Origin of the sequence: Joostella atrarenae, assembly GCF_021764745.1 — a bacterium.
Lineage (GTDB): Bacteria > Bacteroidota > Bacteroidia > Flavobacteriales > Flavobacteriaceae > Galbibacter > Galbibacter atrarenae.
Genome location: NZ_JAETXX010000003.1, coordinates 114,559 through 129,908, shown reverse-complemented (window position 1 = coordinate 129,908; position 15,350 = coordinate 114,559). Strand labels below are relative to the sequence as shown.

At 32.3% G+C, this 15,350-nt stretch carries 17 protein-coding genes; 13 read left to right on the top strand and 4 right to left on the bottom strand.

Features of this window, described 5'->3' with window-relative positions; genetic code table 11:
* The first annotated feature begins 46 nt into the window (after positions 1-46).
* The 5 genes from JM658_RS07290 to JM658_RS07270 are packed head-to-tail and all read left to right on the top strand — an operon-like array spanning position 47 to position 3,799.
* The gene (locus JM658_RS07290) at positions 47-613 is read left to right on the top strand and encodes a DUF4126 domain-containing protein (protein WP_236958596.1); all 567 of its coding nucleotides are present in this window, start codon (positions 47-49) and stop codon (positions 611-613) included.
* A gap of 53 nt (positions 614-666) precedes the next feature.
* Positions 667-1,395, top strand: a complete 729-nt coding sequence (gene kdsB, locus JM658_RS07285) for a 3-deoxy-manno-octulosonate cytidylyltransferase (protein WP_236958595.1) — start codon at positions 667-669, stop codon at positions 1,393-1,395.
* The gene (locus JM658_RS07280; RefSeq protein WP_236958594.1) at positions 1,386-2,096 is read left to right on the top strand and encodes an HAD family hydrolase; all 711 of its coding nucleotides are present in this window, start codon (positions 1,386-1,388) and stop codon (positions 2,094-2,096) included. The genes kdsB and JM658_RS07280 overlap by 10 nt, the downstream gene beginning before the upstream one ends.
* Before the next feature lie 48 nt (positions 2,097-2,144).
* A complete protein-coding gene (locus tag JM658_RS07275) occupies positions 2,145-3,227 on the top strand; it encodes an iron-containing alcohol dehydrogenase family protein (protein WP_236958593.1) in 1,083 nt (360 codons plus the stop codon).
* Positions 3,227-3,799, top strand: coding sequence for a 1-acyl-sn-glycerol-3-phosphate acyltransferase (locus JM658_RS07270; protein ID WP_236958592.1), 573 nt, complete (start codon positions 3,227-3,229; stop codon positions 3,797-3,799). Before JM658_RS07275 ends, JM658_RS07270 begins: the two co-directional genes overlap by 1 nt.
* Before the next feature lie 13 nt (positions 3,800-3,812).
* On the opposite strand, the gene JM658_RS07265 is transcribed toward JM658_RS07270, so the two are convergent.
* The gene (locus JM658_RS07265; RefSeq protein ID WP_236958591.1) at positions 3,813-4,544 is read right to left on the bottom strand and encodes a YebC/PmpR family DNA-binding transcriptional regulator; all 732 of its coding nucleotides are present in this window, start codon (positions 4,542-4,544) and stop codon (positions 3,813-3,815) included.
* Positions 4,545-4,606: 62 nt separating this feature from the next.
* Positions 4,607-4,891: a 4a-hydroxytetrahydrobiopterin dehydratase gene (locus JM658_RS07260; RefSeq protein WP_236958590.1), complete on the bottom strand. Its 285-nt coding sequence runs from the start codon at positions 4,889-4,891 to the stop codon at positions 4,607-4,609.
* Positions 4,892-5,164: 273 nt separating this feature from the next.
* Between JM658_RS07260 and JM658_RS07255 the strand changes: the two genes are divergently transcribed.
* From JM658_RS07255 to JM658_RS07240, 4 genes are all read left to right on the top strand, one after another.
* Positions 5,165-7,228: an alpha-galactosidase gene (locus JM658_RS07255; protein ID WP_236958589.1), complete on the top strand. Its 2,064-nt coding sequence runs from the start codon at positions 5,165-5,167 to the stop codon at positions 7,226-7,228.
* Between the two features lie 25 nt (positions 7,229-7,253).
* Positions 7,254-7,454 (top strand): hypothetical protein, encoded by a 201-nt coding sequence (locus JM658_RS07250; RefSeq protein WP_236958588.1) that lies wholly within the window; start codon positions 7,254-7,256, stop codon positions 7,452-7,454.
* 131 nt (positions 7,455-7,585) lie between these two features.
* Positions 7,586-9,580, top strand: coding sequence for an NAD-dependent DNA ligase LigA (gene ligA, locus JM658_RS07245; protein WP_236958587.1), 1,995 nt, complete (start codon positions 7,586-7,588; stop codon positions 9,578-9,580).
* On the top strand, positions 9,577-10,251 hold the full coding sequence (locus tag JM658_RS07240; RefSeq protein ID WP_236958586.1) for a lysoplasmalogenase family protein: 675 nt from the start codon (positions 9,577-9,579) through the stop codon (positions 10,249-10,251). Before ligA ends, JM658_RS07240 begins: the two co-directional genes overlap by 4 nt.
* On the opposite strand, the gene JM658_RS07235 is transcribed toward JM658_RS07240, so the two are convergent.
* Both JM658_RS07235 and JM658_RS07230 read right to left on the bottom strand, forming a co-directional pair.
* On the bottom strand, positions 10,235-11,140 hold the full coding sequence (locus JM658_RS07235; protein WP_236958585.1) for a bifunctional metallophosphatase/5'-nucleotidase: 906 nt from the start codon (positions 11,138-11,140) through the stop codon (positions 10,235-10,237). The genes JM658_RS07240 and JM658_RS07235 overlap by 17 nt on opposite strands.
* A complete protein-coding gene (locus JM658_RS07230; protein WP_236958584.1) occupies positions 11,137-11,901 on the bottom strand; it encodes a 5'-nucleotidase C-terminal domain-containing protein in 765 nt (254 codons plus the stop codon). The genes JM658_RS07235 and JM658_RS07230 overlap by 4 nt, the downstream gene beginning before the upstream one ends.
* Before the next feature lie 66 nt (positions 11,902-11,967).
* On the opposite strand from JM658_RS07230, the gene JM658_RS07225 reads away from it, so the two are divergent.
* The 4 genes from JM658_RS07225 (at position 11,968) to JM658_RS07210 (ending at position 15,350) form a co-directional block, all read left to right on the top strand.
* Positions 11,968-12,492, top strand: a complete 525-nt coding sequence (locus tag JM658_RS07225; RefSeq protein ID WP_236958583.1) for a DUF6913 domain-containing protein — start codon at positions 11,968-11,970, stop codon at positions 12,490-12,492.
* 2 nt (positions 12,493-12,494) lie between these two features.
* Positions 12,495-13,388, top strand: a complete 894-nt coding sequence (dapA, locus tag JM658_RS07220; RefSeq protein WP_236958582.1) for a 4-hydroxy-tetrahydrodipicolinate synthase — start codon at positions 12,495-12,497, stop codon at positions 13,386-13,388.
* Entirely contained in the window at positions 13,381-14,298 is a 918-nt protein-coding gene (locus tag JM658_RS07215) for an ion channel (protein WP_236958581.1), read from the top strand. Before dapA ends, JM658_RS07215 begins: the two co-directional genes overlap by 8 nt.
* Positions 14,299-14,531: 233 nt before the next feature.
* Positions 14,532-15,350, top strand: a complete 819-nt coding sequence (locus JM658_RS07210) for an outer membrane protein assembly factor BamD (RefSeq protein WP_236958580.1) — start codon at positions 14,532-14,534, stop codon at positions 15,348-15,350.

Below are 15,350 nucleotides of genomic sequence, written 5' to 3'. Positions count from 1 at the left end.
TGTATCATGCTAAAATTACTTACTTTTATATAAATTAACTATCAGAATGACTTCAGAAACAATAATCAGTATATTTTTAGGAATAGGATTAGCGGCCTCCGCAGGATTTCGAGTATTCTTACCACTTTTCGTGTTGAGTATAGCGGCTTACTTTAATGTATTAGATTTAAGTGAAAGTTGGCAGTGGGTTGGTTCTCTAACTGCGCTTTTAACTCTTGGGGTTGCAATGCTATTAGAGATCTTTGCTTACTATATTCCATTTGTAGATAACATACTTGATACCATTGCAGTTCCATTAGCAGCTATTGCAGGAACAGCGGTAATGCTCTCAACTGTTGCAGATCTTTCTCCAATTGTAACTTGGTCTATGGCTATAATTGCTGGGGGTGGTACTGCAAGCTTAGTAAAAGGAGCTTCTGCAGGAACAAGATTAACTTCCTCTACAACTACTGCTGGACTAGGAAACCCTATAGTTTCTACTGTAGAAACTGGGAGTGCTATGTTTCTTTCTTTTGTGTCTGTATTTTTCCCTATATTAGCTATAGTGCTAGTAATCATTATTTTATTAGTAATATATTGGTTTTATAAAAAACTCAGAGGAACTAGCAACTAAATTCTCAATAATATCTCTTATTTTTGTGAAATAAGAAAGGTTTAAGAACGCTTATGAAAATTATATCAATGATCCCGGCTAGATATGCCGCTTCCCGTTTTCCTGGTAAATTAATGCAAGATCTAGGAGGCGAAACTGTAATACTTCGCACTTATAAAGCTGCAGTAAATACAGGTCTTTTTGATGATGTTTATGTTGTTACAGATAGTGATATTATCTTTAATGAGATAGAAAAAAATGGTGGTAAAGCCATTATGAGTAAGAAAGAGCATGACTGTGGAAGTGATCGTATTGCTGAAGCTGTAGAGAACATGGATGTTGATATTGTTGTAAATGTACAAGGAGATGAACCTTTTACCGATAAAGAAAGCCTAGAGAAAGTAATTGATGTTTTTAGAGAAGATGTAGATAAAGAGATAGATTTAGCATCTTTAATGACAAAAATTGAAGACTGGGAAGAAATTAATAATTCTAATACCGTAAAGGTAATTACCGATAATAGAGATTTTGCGCTTTATTTTTCTCGTTCTCCAATTCCCTTTCCAAGAGATAAAACCGTAGCAGTTAATTACTATAAGCATAAAGGAGTTTACGCTTTTAGAAAGCAAGCAATTGTAGATTTTCAAAAGATGCCTATGCTTAGCTTAGAAGCTACAGAAAAAATTGAGGCAATACGGTATTTGGAGTATGGGAAGAAGATAAAAATGGTAGAAACAGATAGCGAGGGAATTGAAATAGACACTCCTGAGGATCTAGAGCGCGCAAAAAAAATATGGAAGTAAGTTATAGCAATATAAAAGTTATTGGTTTTGATGCTGATGACACACTTTGGGTAAATGAAACCTATTTTAGAGAAGCAGAGCATGAATTCGCAAAATTATTAGCTGGTTATGAAACAGAAAATAAGATTGATCAAGAGCTCTTTAAAATGGAAATCAAAAATCTAGAGATTTATGGCTATGGAATAAAAGGTTTTGTACTTTCTATGATTGAAAGTGCCATGGAATTGTCAAATAATAAGATAGATAATGCAACTATTTCAAAAATTTTGCATCTAGGTAAAGAGATGCTTTTGAAACCAGTTGAAGTTTTAGATGGGGTAGAAGAGGTTTTGCAGTCTTTAGTAGTTGACTATAGAATAATATTATTGACAAAGGGTGATTTATTAGACCAAGAAAGGAAATTAGAAAAATCAGGTCTTTCAAAATATTTTCACCATATTGAAGTTTTAAGTGATAAGAAAGAAGAGAATTATAAAAACCTTTTAGATCACCTAGAAATAGATGTTAATGAGTTTCTGATGGTAGGAAACTCATTGAAATCGGACGTTTTGCCATTAGTTAATATTGGTGCTAAAGCTATTCATGTTCCATTTCATACTACGTGGGCTCACGAGATGGTAAATGTAGAGAAGGAAGATGATAGTTTTAAAACGGTAGGGAGTTTAAAAGATATATTAAAATTAATTGATTGTAAAGATTAATTAGAAGAATTAGAACAAGAGTAAAGGATATAAATTCAAAAAGCATAGATGAAGTATAAAAATTTTCCAATGGTTCCTAGAGTGGTTTTTGGGCGAGGAAGCTTTAGTCAACTCAATGAGATATTAATGCCGAAGCGTAGAAACGCTGATGCTCCTTTTATTTTCTTGGTTGATGATGTTTTTGAAAGTAATGATTGGATACTTTCGAGAATTCCAGTTATGTTCAATGATCAAATTATTTTCATACCTACAGAAGAGGAACCTAAAACGGATCAAGTTGATGTTTTAGTTGAAAAAGTGAGAGCTGAAAGTTCTGAAATACCTTCAGGTATTATCGGAATAGGTGGTGGTAGTGTTATGGATTTAGCTAAAGCAGTAGCAATAATGCTAACAAGCACTGGGAAAACAGAAGATTACCAAGGTTGGGATCTTGTAAAGAATGAGGCGATATATCATGTTGGAATCCCAACAATAAGCGGTACTGGAGCTGAAGTTTCTAGAACAACTGTTCTTACAGGTCCAGACAAGAAATTAGGTATAAACTCAGACTTTACACCTTTCGATCAAGTAGTTTTGGATCCAGAGTTAACACGTGGGGTTCCTAAAGATCAATGGTTTTACACAGGAATGGATTGTTATATTCATTGTGTTGAGTCGCTTAATGGTACATATTTAAATGCTTTTAGTCAGAGTTATGGAGAGAAAGCAGAAGAATTATGCCATGAAGTTTTTTATACAGGAGATCTTTCAGAGGAAGAGTCGCAAGATAAATTAATGATGGCTTCTTGGCATGGAGGAATGAGTATAGCTTATTCTCAAGTGGGTGTAGCTCATGCTATGAGCTATGGTCTATCATATCTTTTAGGAACAAAACATGGTATAGGAAACTGTATTGTTTTTGATTACTTAGAGGAGTTCTACCCTGAAGGAGTAGCTATGTTTAAAAAGATGAAAGCGAAGTTTGGTATTGAACTACCAAAAGGAATTTGTGCTAATCTTACAGATGAAGAATTTGATACGATGATCGATGTTTCTATGGGGATGGCGCCTCTATGGGAAAATGCATGTGGAGAAAATTGGAAAGATATAATTACCCGTGAGAAATTAAGGAGCCTTTACGAAAAAATGTAATGGCTAGACTATCTCATTGGTTATTTAATACCGTATTAGGGTGGAAGCAGATAGGTGCTTTTCCGCCCTTAAAAAAATATATAATTATTGTTGTGCCACATACCAGTTGGCACGATTTCTATATTGGAGTATTGGTTCGTAGTATGGCAACAGACTCTATGAACTTTGTAGGAAAAAAAGAACTATTTGATTCTCCAATAGGTTGGTATTTTAAATGGATGGGAGGAGCTCCTATAGATCGGAGTAAGAATAGTAATACTGTAGACGCTGTAGTTTCTTTGTTTGAAGAAAAAGACGAGTTTAGGTTGCAAATAGCTCCAGAAGGAACTCGAAAGCGTGTAAAGGAGTGGAAAACGGGCTTCTATCATATTGCTAAGGGAGCAGGCGTCCCTATTGTAATGATAGCGTTTGATTATAAAAATAAAGAGGTTCGTATAGAACCTCCTTTTTATCCTTCTGATGATATAAAATCTGACTTTGATCTTATGTATCGCCATTTTTCTGGAGTGATTGGAAAAATTCCAGAATATTCATTTATATATGAAAAATCATCTTCTAAAGAATCAGAATAAATTATAGAATAATTTAATCTTCCGATTCTGAATCAGATTCTTCCATGGTATGATAAACGTTCTGAACGTCATCATCTTCCTCTATTTTTTCAAGTAATTTTTCAACATCAGCAGCCTCATCTGGAGTAAGCTTTTTTGTAACTTGAGGGATACGCTCAAAACCTGAAGATAATATTTCTAGATTTCGCTCTTCTAGTTCTTTTTGAATTGCTCCAAAGCTTTCAAAAGGTGCATATATAAGTATTCCATCTTCATCAGCAAAAACTTCCTCCGCACCAAAGTCGATCATCTCTAATTCTAATTCCTCAGGATCTATTCCTTCAGCAGGAATTCTAAAATTACAAGTATGATCAAACATAAACTCTACAGAACCACTAGTTCCTAAGCTTCCATTACATTTGTTAAAGTAACTACGAATATTAGCAACTGTACGGTTATTATTATCTGTAGCAGTTTCTACTAATATAGCAATACCATGTGGCGCATATCCTTCAAATAATACCTCTTTATAATCTTCTGTGTTTTTATCCGTAGCTCGTTTTATGGCCCTTTCGATGTTGTCTTTAGGCATGTTTATAGACTTCGCATTCTGGATAATTGCACGCAGACGAGAGTTAGTGTCCGGATCAGGACCACCTTCTTTAACAGCCATTACGATATCTTTTCCAGTACGAGTAAACGCTTTTGCCATAGCAGACCAACGCTTCATCTTTCTTGCTTTTCTAAATTCGAAAGCTCTTCCCATAAAGTTTTATTATTATAATTTGATAACAAAAATAATTAAAAAAAGAAAATAGATAAACTTAATTATCCTTTTATAATATCTTCAATTTTCTGTGCTAGAGTAAAATCTTTTTCTGTAATTCCGCCCGCATCATGTGTATGTAATCTAATTGTTAGATTATTATATACATTGCTCCATTCAGGGTGGTGTTGCTGTGCTTCAGCTTCAAAAGCAATACGCGTCATCATTGCAAAAGCATCTGCAAAATCTTTAAAATCTAGAGAAGTAACCAATAAACCATCTTCAAAGTCCCAGTATTCTAGATTTTCAATGCGTTTCTTTATTTCTTGATCATTCAATGTTTTCATCTGTTTCTTTTTTAGAGTTTTGTAAAGGTAATAAGTTCATTCGCAAAAAGAGAATTTACATTATATAAAAACATAAGTTGGAGCGTTAGTATGAGTAGAAAAAAATAGTTGTCAGTATATAAAAAAGTGATTTTTACTATTATCTTTAACATTAAACTAATGATGTGTCATTATATAAGAAAATTAAGTTATATTTTCTGTAATGAAGAGTTAATCCTTGTTGCATGATTAATATTCATTTTTATTAATCATTAACCCTTTTAAATAAAAACAATGTTTTCAAATTTCTTTTCATTCTTTATTCTAGTCTGTTGCTTGTTATTTTTTAAACCTTCATTTTCTCAAAATGGTTTAGCGGTTTCTGAAGTTCTTAAAAACGATACACTAACATTGAATAATGAACATGTTTCTGGAAAATGGCTTTGGAATGATGGTAATATTATTCCTTTGAGTATAGATAATCTTGATGCATCAAAAAGCATAAAATGGAAAGGGAACAATCCTTCCTTTGTATTGGCAAATCATCCGTTTGTAAAGCATGTTTCATTATCGGTTAAAGAAATTCAGAAGAATTATTTTGAGCCTGCACATATAGAGTGTGTTCTTATTAATCAGCATGATGAATTGCAAGTAAAGCGTGTTTTTAAATTATACACCAATACTGCTACAATTTCTACGGTTACTTATATTAAATATTCTGAATTAAGTTTATTTAAAAAAGATAAAGAGGATGAACTTACTGGGAAAGAGAGCTTTTATAAAGAATATGAAGCTGTGAATAATCATTTAGAGCGATATGGGTTTAATTCACCGCACTGGAGTATAGAAACGGTTTCCTTTAAGGATGTAACTGATAAGAATAATAACCTTGTTTTTAATTCATCTTTTATCCCTTATAATTATGATATTACTTCCAATGGAAATTTACTACTAGGAACACATTCCTTTGATAAAGTGGGATTCTTTATTTTAAAAGAAGCTCCAAATGAAAGCAGTCAGCTAAATTATCCAGGTTTTGATTTTGTTACTTCTAATAAAGGCTTAAGTATTCCTTTTTCAGGATATCCTTTTCAGGGTTTTTCTAAGGAATGGATAGAAGGTTATACGACTACAATTAGTATTGGAGAGAATGAAAATTCTTTGTTGCACAATCTCCGTCTTTATTTAAAGGAAACATCAATGTATAGTGAAGACTCTCACGAAATGGTAATGATGAATACCTGGGGTGATCGTGGGAGAGATGGTCGTATAAATGAAAGTTTTATTGTTAATGAATTAAAAACTGCTGCTAATTTAGGGATCACACATTACCAAATAGATGATGGTTGGGAGCAGGGTTTGTCTTCTAATTCTGCGGACAGTTCTGGAGAATTATGGGATGAGTGGAAACCTGAAGATTGGCAAGTGCATAAAACTCGATTTCCTAACGGATTAAAGCCTGTTTTAGAAGAGGCTAAAAAGTATAATATAAAGTTGGGTTTATGGTTTCATCCTAGTAATGGTAATAGTTATGCTAATTGGAAGCAGGATGCGGAGATAATTACCAATTTATATAAATCTACAGGAATAAAATACATAAAAATAGATGGGATAAAAATTAATGACAAGAGGTCTGAAATTAATTTGCAGAAGTTTTTTGAAACTGTAAAAGAGCAAACTGATGGAGCTGTATTTTTCAATTTGGATTTAACTGCTGGAGTTCGAGGAGGGTATTTTAAATATAGGAACCTTGGAAATTTATTTTTAGAGAATCGTTATACAGATTGGGGGAGATATTATCCTTATCAAACACTTAGAAATTTATGGATGCTTTCTAAATATTTTCCTCCTGAATTATTACAAATTGAGTTTTTAAATAATTCTAGGAATCCCAATAAATATGGAGAAAACGATTTGTTAGCTCCACAAAATTATGATTTCGATTATGTATTCGCTACAACAATGGCTGCGCAGCCATTAGCTTGGTTTGAAGCAACAGGGCTTCCAAGAGATTTTCTAAAAACTAAAGAGCTTATAGGAAAATACAAAGAAGTAAAAAAGGATTTTCATGAGGGTGTTATTTTACCCATAGGAGAAGAGCCTTCAGGGGCATCTGTAACAGGATTTCAGTCTATTAAAGAGAATAAAGGATATTTATTAATTTATAGAGAACTAAATCCAAATGATCTACAGTTTGTTCAAACACATTTATTAAATGATAGAAACGTTAAATTCAAGACTATATTGAGTAGTAAAGATGCAAAAAACGTAAAACTAGAATTACTAGATAATGGAGTCGTAAAACTTAATCTTCCCAAAGAGAATAGCTTTATTATGGTTTCTTATGGTTATAATTAGTAAGTTGGGGGCTTAATTGATTGTTATGAAAAATGTACCCTTAAATTTAATTCTTGGAATTTTAGCAATAGCGAATGTAATCTATAGTTTTTTTAGAGATACATCAACAGCTACTATTTTAACTTTTGAAGTGGATATATGGTATTATAGAATTGTTTGGGCTTTCCTAGCTGTGATTCTAATATTTAATCACTTTAAGGAACAGAAAAGAAAGAAGAAAGAATAATTTCTGGACTATAAATTTAAAAAGCTTTAGTTTAAATTTATAAGACATCTACTTATATTGTATTATAAAAATACCCATCATTAAACTATATTTGTGAAAATAAGAATACACAATACTCTTACATTATTTTCATGGATATAGCAGCAAAGATAAAATCGTTACGTCAGGAACTCTCCCAACATAATTACAATTATTATGTATTAGATACGCCTCAGATTTCTGATTATGATTTTGATATCAAACTAAAAGAATTACAGGCTTTAGAGGCTAAATATCCTGAATTTTATGATGCTAATTCCCCTACCGTTCGTGTAGGAGGAATGGTTACTAAAAGTTTTGATACTATTGTACATGAAAATCGTATGTATTCTTTAGATAATTCATATTCTAAAGAAGATTTAGAAGATTGGGAAAAACGTATTCAGCGTATTCTTGGAGATGTTGAGGTCGCTTTTACATGTGAATTGAAATATGATGGAGCTTCTATAAGTTTAACCTATGAAGATGGAGTTTTATTAAAAGCTGTAACTAGGGGAGATGGATTTCAAGGAGATGATGTAACAAATAATATAAAAACTATCCGTTCCGTTCCTTTAGAGCTAAAGGGGGAATATCCTAAGAAATTTGATATTAGAGGAGAAATAGTGTTGCCTTTTGAAGGTTTTGCTAAAATGAATCAAGATAGAATTGAGGCAGGCGAAGAGCCTTATATGAATCCTCGTAATACTGCTAGTGGGAGTCTTAAATTACAAGATAGTGCAGAAGTGGCAAAGCGTCCGTTGGAGTGTTTGTTATATAATATTACAGGAGAGAATTTAGGAATTTCCAGTCAGTTTGAGAGTCTAAAAAAGGCTCATGAATGGGGTTTTAAAGTTCCTGAGGTTGCAAAACTATGTAAATCAACAGCTGAAGTTTTAGAGTTTGTGAATTATTGGGATATTCATCGTCATGAATTGCCATATGAAACTGATGGAGTGGTAGTGAAAGTTAATAGTTTTCAGCATCAAGAGGAATTAGGATATACTTCGAAAGCTCCACGTTGGGCAATGGCATATAAATATAAGGCAGAACAGGTTTCTACGACTTTAGAAAGTATAACATACCAAGTTGGGCGTACGGGAGCTATAACTCCAGTGGCAAATTTAAAGCCTATATTATTGGCTGGAACAACTGTAAAACGTGCTTCTTTGCATAATGCAGACCAAATAGAAAAGTTAGATGTTCGGGTTGGAGATATTGTGTTTGTAGAAAAAGGAGGAGAAATTATACCGAAGATTATTGGTGTAGATTTTACAAAGAGAACGCTCGACGCTGCACCTGTTCATTATATTGAAAATTGTCCTGAATGTGATACAGAACTTGTTAGGAAAGATGGAGAGGCGCAACATTATTGCCCAAATACCTATGGCTGCCCACCGCAGATAACAGGTCGTATTCAACATTATATTTCTAGAAAAGCAATGGATATTGAGGGCTTAGGCGGAGAAACGGTAGAGTTGCTTTTTAAAGAAGGACTTATAGATAATTACGCTGATTTATATACATTAAAAAAGGAAGATATTGTTCCTTTAGAACGAATGGCAGAAAAATCTGCTGAGAATTTAATTCAGGGGGTTGAGAAATCAAAAGAGATTCCCTTTGAGCGCGTTCTTTTTGCATTGGGAATTCGTTTCGTTGGAGAAACAGTTGCCAAAAAATTAGCCAAGGAATATAAGTCTATCGATGCTATTATGGCAGCAAGTGTTGAAGAACTTGTTCAGGTAGATGAAATAGGGATTAAGATTGCAGAGAGTGTAGTTGAATTCTTTCAGAATGAAAAGAACATTTTAATTTTAAATCGATTAAAAGAATATGGAGTTCAACTAGAAATATCTGCTGATAAACTTGAAAATATATCAGAGAAGTTCAAAGGGATTACATTTGTAGTATCAGGAGTCTTCGAAAAAGTTTCAAGAAACGAGCTTAAAAAACTCATAGAAGACAATAGTGGTAAAGTTGCTTCGTCTATATCTTCAAAAACTAGTTATGTGGTTGCAGGAGATAATATGGGACCTAGTAAAAAAGATAAAGCTGATAAGCTTGGAATAGCCATTATTACCGAAGATGAGTTTCTAAAGATGCTATGAAAACTAATGAACTTCTAAAACTGTATTTTGTCTTTAGTGCTATTTATTTATTAGCATTACTGTTTGATTTTCATCTAGTGGCAAGTATTGCTAAAGTATCATTAATTCCGATAATTTTTTTCAATTACTATTTTGAAAAGGGGAAGTTAGCGTTAATACCGACTTTAATATTGGCATGTTGTTTTTTAGGAGATGTTTTTATGCTGAATTTTAATCCGATTACAGTGCGGTTGTTCCTAATATTCTTCGGTATAAATCACTTAATATTTTCATTAATTTGCTTTCGATCTATTCATGATTTAGATGTCAAGAAACTTATATTTTCTGCTGTTCCAGTTATAATATTATGGTTTATTTATTTTAATTATTCTATCAAAGATATTTTTGGTGAACAAATGGGAGATTTGTACCCATTTATAATAATTTACTCTATTGTTTTAAGTGCTTTTACAATCATATCATTAGTGAATTTTTTTAATGACGAATCTAAGATTAATCTTTATCCAGTAATTATATCTGTCTGTTTTCTAATAGGTGATATTATGATGGCAATAGATAATTACATCGTAAAACTCTTCTTCTTTGATATTACGATTGTTGTAGTAAAGGTTATTTCTTATTATTTCTTACTGAAGTTTATCACCAGTTATAATTTTAAACGTTTATACTAACACCTTCAGAAGTAGATTTATTTGTGTCGAAATAGAAGTCGATTCTTCCAAGATATATACCGTAACACCCTACTTGATTAATTAAAACATTTTTCCCTTTTCTGTTAACCTCCACCACAGGTTTGTCCATAAAAGTATGTGTGTGACCACCAATAATTAAATCTATATTCTCGGTGTTTTGTGCTAAAACAATATCAGATACTTTATCATTATTGTATTTGTATCCTAAATGAGATAGGCATATAACGAGATCACAATTCTTATCCTCTTTAAGTTCTCTAGTAATATCTTGAGCCTTTTCAATTGGATCTAAATATTTAGTTTCCTTGTAAAGACCTTTTGTAACGAGTCCATCTAACTCTACTCCAAGTCCAAAAACACCTATTTTAATTCCGTCCTTAATAAATATTTTATAAGGATTTATTCTACCATCCAGAACAGTATTCGAAAAATCATAATTCCCATTAATAATTTCAAATTTGGCGTTTGGTAATTGTGCTAATAATCCTTCAACACCATTATCAAAATCATGATTTCCGAGAGTTGCAGCGTCATATTTAAGCATACTCATCAACTTGAACTCTATTTCACCTCCGTAGAAATTGAAGTATGGAGTTCCTTGAAAAATATCACCTGCATCAAGTAATAATGTGTTTGGATTTTCATTTCTAATTCCTTCAATCAGGCTAGCTCTTCTCGCTACTCCACCTTGATTAGGATTTCGTGCATGGGAGACAGGAAATGGATCGATATGGCTGTGTACATCGTTTGTATGTAAAATAGTAAGATGTTTTTTCTTTTCAGTAGAACAAGAAGTTAAGGAAAGTCCTCCAGCTCCTATAAAAGCGGTGCTGGCTATCGTATTATTTATAAAGTGTCTTCTTTTCATTTTTTTATAAATCTAGTGTCAACATTCGCTTTAATGGTATCTGTTTTTTGGAAGTAATCAATTAGTTCATTTCGTAATAAATAATTGATGTCCGTAGTATTAATAGGATTTTTAAAGAAATCCATATGATCCCCTCCAGTAGCTAAAAAGTCTGAAGTTCCTACAAAGTAAGTTTTATCTGCTTCAATAGGTTTCCCATTAATAGTCATGCTTTTTATAGAGTTGTCGTTTCGTAATGTAAGTTGTAACTGTTTACTAATGGGGTGAGCAGTATTATTTTTTGCAAGATAAAGTCCTAGTTCTTTAACTTTATCCGCAGTGAGCTCTAATACTAAAGTTTTGTTTTCAAAAGGCATAATTTCATAAGCAGTTCGGCGACTTACTTTTCCTTTGCTCATACTAGCACGAATACCTCCGTGGTTAAGAAGTACAAAGTCGATTTTATTGCCTGTGCGTTTATAAAAAATAGGATTACTTTGCTCGTATGTTATATCTGCCATTAAATTTCCGATAGAAGAATTCAAATCCCCGTCTTTCTTAGAAAGATTTTTAGGATTATAAGCGAGCTGTTCATCGAGTACTTCTTCAATATGTTCTCTGTATGGAGTAACAAAGTCATTGATACTATCTACGCTTTTTATAGAATCAGTAATATTTATTTCCTTTCCTGAGATGCTTTTTAGCTTTGTGGAGGCCTTGTTGCAAGAGAGGAAACAGAGGATTGTTATAAATATAACAAAATGTGTCGTTTTATTACGCATAAGATTCTTAATTTTAATAACAGGAACTATCGAAAGTTTTACATTTGCAAAAATAACGGAATGTAAATGATTTTTAAGGGCCTTAAAGAAAAATCAATTAAAAAAGCAATTGGGAAATCGCTTTTATCAGAAAACCCCTCTGTAAATGAGAGAGATGGTGTAGTACGTTCTTTAGCTATTGTAATTAATTATGAGAAGTTAGTAGACTACAAGCCTCTTTTAGACGTAGCAAAAGCAATTAATGTTAGTGCTGAAGACGTTTATGTAATAGGATATGTTGATAAAATTTATAAAAATGGAAGTTATCTAATTCCAGTTTTTACTGATACTTCTTTTGGAATGAAGGGAAAAGTGAAGACTGATGAGGTGGCAGAATTTTTAAAGCGTTCTTACGATATTGTGATTAATTATTATACAGAGCCGAATGTTTATTTAGAATTGGTTTCAGCATTAAGTAAAAGTCCTTTAAAGGTTGGAATCATAAGTGAAGGAGAAGCGATTAACAATTTAGTATTGAAGACAGATGAAAAGGATTTCTCTCAGTTTAGTAAAGAGCTGGTAAAATACCTTAGCATTTTAAAAAAGATTTGAGTATGTCAAAGTTTTTAGGCACAGGGGTTGCTTTGGTAACGCCTTTTAGAGAAGATTTAAGTGTAGATGTTGCTGCGCTTATTAATATTGTAGATCATACAATAAAAGGAGGAGTAGAGTATTTAGTAGTTTTAGGAACTACTGCAGAATCTGCTACGCTTTCTAAGGAGGAAAAAGAACTTGTAAAACAAACAATAATAAAGGCAAATAATGGGCGTGTTCCGTTAGTAGTAGGTGTTGGAGGTAATAATACTGCAGAAGTAGTACACGAGCTTAAAAATAGTGATCTAACTGCTTTTGATGCTATTTTATCTGTTTCTCCATATTACAATAAACCTACGCAAGAAGGGATATTTCAGCATTTCAAAGCTATAGCTGAAGCGTCTCCACTACCGATAATTTTATATAACGTTCCTGGAAGAACAGGGTCTAATGTATTGCCAGAAACTGTTATTCGTTTAGCAAATAGTTTTAAAAATATCATTGGAGTAAAAGAGGCAGCTGGGGATATAGTTCAGGCAATGAGACTTATAAAAGACAAGCCTAAAGATTTCCTAGTGATTTCTGGAGATGATATGATTACTTTACCTATGGTTCTTGCTGGAGGAGCAGGTGTTATATCTGTAATAGGGCAAGGTTTCCCAAAAGAATTCTCTTCGATGGTTCGTTATGCTTTAAGAGGTAATTTAGACGATGCAAACAATATTCATTTTCAATTAATGGATATTATCGATTATATTTTTGAAGAAGGAAACCCTGCAGGAATAAAAGTAGTGTTTGAAAACTTAGGGCTTAGTACAAGCGCTGTTAGATTACCATTAGTGAAAGCAACTGATAGCTTGATACAAAAAATAAATAATTTTCCTATTTTAGCCACAAACAAAATTAATGGTTAAAACATTAAAGGATATAGGGTTTGGATTAAACGCTACCAAAAATGTAAAGAGATTTATTACAGAAGACGGTAGGTTTAATATAAACCATGTTAATAAAAAATCAATGTTCGAATCCACGTACTCCTATTTAATTAGGATTTCGTGGATTTCTTTTTTTTCGTATGTGCTCTTAGCATACATTATAATTAATTCCATATTTGCTATCGGGTATGTCGCTATTGGAGTAGATGATATCTCAATTTATAAGAGTCCTAATGTTTTTGCCAATTTCCTGAATGCTTTTTTATTTTCAGCACAAACAATTACCACAGTAGGTTATGGAGTTATGTCTCCTTCAGGAACACTTGCTGGAATTTTAGCTGCATTAGAAGCTTTAATTGGTTTATTGAGCTTTTCTTTTACTACAGGGTTACTTTATGGAAGGTTTTCTAAGCCTAAAACTTTAATCTCTTTTAGTAAGAACTTCGTTGTGCGTCCTTTTAAAAATAAGAGAGCCTTAATGATTAAGGTGATGAATACAAGTAGAAATGTTCTTATAAAACCTAAAGCAGATGTTATTTTAATTCTTCATAAAGAAGTGAATGGGTATTTCGAGCCTGAATATTATAATTTAAAATTAGAACGCAGGTCGATTACTTTTCTTCCAACTACATGGACAATAGTTCATGAAATAGATGAAGAAAGTCCGTTTTTTAAGTTGACAGAAAATAATATTGCTCAGGCAAAAGCAGAAATAGTAGTTTTATTCTCCTATTATGATGATGCTTTTAATAATGAGATTTACGATGTTAAGTCATATTTATATAGCGATCTTATAATAGATAAAAAGTTTACTAAGTCATACGGATATGGAGAAGAGGGGGCTATAGTTTTAGATCATTCTATGTTAGATGATGTTGAAAAACTATGAGTTGACATCTCAACAAGTTAAACTTTTAATAAAAAAACTAAACAGGGTTGCTTGTTAATTATGAAGTGCTTTTCTTCACACTTTAAAATAGTTTTTTAATTTACATATATTTAACTAATTTTGCAGGATGAATTGACTGCATTAGAAAAGAAGATGTAGGTAAGTTAATGCAGTATGAATTTAATTCGATAAACCATCGAAAAACTTAAACCTAGTGATAGGATTACATTAATATGAAGTATACATATATAGCAATTCTTTTTGTTTTGATTTTTACTAGTAGTTGTAGTGAGTATCAAAAAGTATTAAAAGATAGTGATATTAAGAACAAGTATGAAATGGCAGAAAAGCTTTATAACGAAGGTGATTATAAGCGCGCTATTAGACTTTTCGAACAAATAGTACCTCAATATGTTGGGAAACCACAAGGAGAGCGACTTATATATTTTTATGCAGATTCTTATTATCAAACAGGCGATTATTATTTAGCTGCATATCAATTTGAAAGATTTTCAAAATCATATCCACGAAGTGATAAAGCTGAAGAAGCTGCTTTTTTAGGAGCTAAAAGTCAGTATTTAACTTCACCAAGATATAGTTTAGACCAAACAGAAACAGATAAAGCTATTAGTAAGCTTCAAGTATTTATAAATACACATCCAGAATCAGAATATATGGATGAAGCGAATGAAATGGCGGCAGATTTAAGAGCTAAGAAAGAGAAAAAAGCTTTTGAAGTAGCAAAACAATATAATAGAATATCAGATTACCATGCATCTATAAAATCTTTTGAGTTATTCTTTAAAGAATTTCCAGGATCAGTATATAAAGAAGATGCCTTGTTTTATGATTACCTTGCCAAATATAACCTGGCAGTAAATAGTATCTACTCCAAAAGAGAAGAGCGTATAGGAGAAGCAAAAGTGGCTTACCAAAAATTAATTAGTGAGTTTAGCGAAACTGAGTATAAAAACAGAGCTGATAAAATGAGTGATGATTTAGATCAGGAATTGCAAGAATTCAAACAGTTATTAGACAAATACAGTAAATAA